Raw genomic sequence first — 1,514 nt, 5'->3', positions numbered from 1 at the left:
CAAAAAGTTCATTGACATATTGTAATAATAAAGAGTAGAAATACAGAAGGTATTAAAAAGTTTGTAAAGGGCGTATGGTGGATGCCTAGGCTCTCAGAGGCGAAGAAGGACGTGATAAGCTGCGAAAAGTTGCGGGGATCAGCACATGTGAAATGATCCGCAAATCTCCGAATGGGGCAACCTGGCATATTGAAGATATGTCATGATGGATTTATTCATCAAGCAAACCTAGTGAACTGAAACATCTAAGTAACTAGAGGAAGAGAAAACAACAGTGATTTTGCTAGTAGCGGCGAGCGAACGTGAAACAGCCCAAACCAATATTGTTTCGGCAATATTGGGGTAGTAGGACTACAACATTTCTGTGCATTATAACTAGAACAATTTGGAAAGATTGGCCATAGCGGGTGATAGTCCCTTATAGGTAGTTAGTGTATAGGATAGTAGTATCCTGAGTAGCGCGGGGCACGAGGAATCTTGCGTGAATCAGCCGGGACCATCCGGTAAGGCTAAATACTCCTGAGAGACCGATAGTGGACTAGTACCGTGAGGGAAAGGTGAAAAGAACCTTGAATAAAGGAGTGAAATAGAACCTGAAACCATACGCTTACAAGCGGTCGGAGTATTGACGATTGTGTCAGTATGACGGCGTGCCTTTTGCATAATGAGCCTACGAGTTATTGTTAATGGCCAGGCTAAGTAATTCAGTTACGGATCCGTAGCGAAAGCGAGTTTTAACAGGGCGATTATAGTCATTAACAATAGACGCGAAACCGTGTGATCTACCCTTGGGCAGGTTGAAGCTTTGCTAATCCAAAGTGGAGGACCGCACCCGTTGACGTTGAAAAGTCTTGGGATGACCTGAGGGTAGGGGTGAAAGGCCAATCAAACACGGAAATAGCTCGTACTCCCCGAAATGCATTTAGGTGCAGCGATTAAATAGTTTTATAGAGGTAGAGCTACTGATTGGATGCGGGGGCTTCACCGCCTACCAATTCCTGACAAACTCCGAATGCTATAAAATATTTTTAATCAGTGAGGGCATGGGTGCTAAGGTCCATGTCCGAGAGGGAAAGAACCCAGACCATCAGCTAAGGTCCCCAAATATATACTAAGTTGACCAAACGAGGTTGAACTGCTTAGACAGCTAGGATGTTGGCTTGGAAGCAGCCATTCATTTAAAGAGTGCGTAACAGCTCACTAGTCGAGCGGTTCGGCATGGATAATAATCGGGCATAAGTATATTACCGAAGCTATGGTACTGACAAAGATTACTTTCGTCAGTAGGTAGGGGAGCATTGTAATTTGGGTAGAAGATGATCTGTAAGGGTTGTTGGACTAATTACAAAAGAAAATGTAGGCATAAGTAACGATAATGCGGGCGAGAAACCCGCACACCGAAAGACCAAGGATTCCTCAGCTATGCTAATCAGCTGAGGGTTAGTCGGGACCTAAGGCGCACCCGAAAGGGGAAGTCGATGGACAAGCAGTTAATATTCTGCTACTTGCTTTAA

At 44.4% G+C, this 1,514-nt stretch carries 1 rRNA gene; it reads left to right on the top strand.

What is annotated here, in order from left to right:
• Window positions 1-54 precede the first annotated feature (54 nt).
• A 23S ribosomal RNA gene (locus ACSSV5_RS12245) occupies window positions 55-1,514 on the top strand; the annotation flags it as partial.

The organism is Psychroflexus sp. MBR-150 (assembly GCF_053628795.1).
This window is presented reverse-complemented; position numbering and strand designations above follow the sequence as displayed.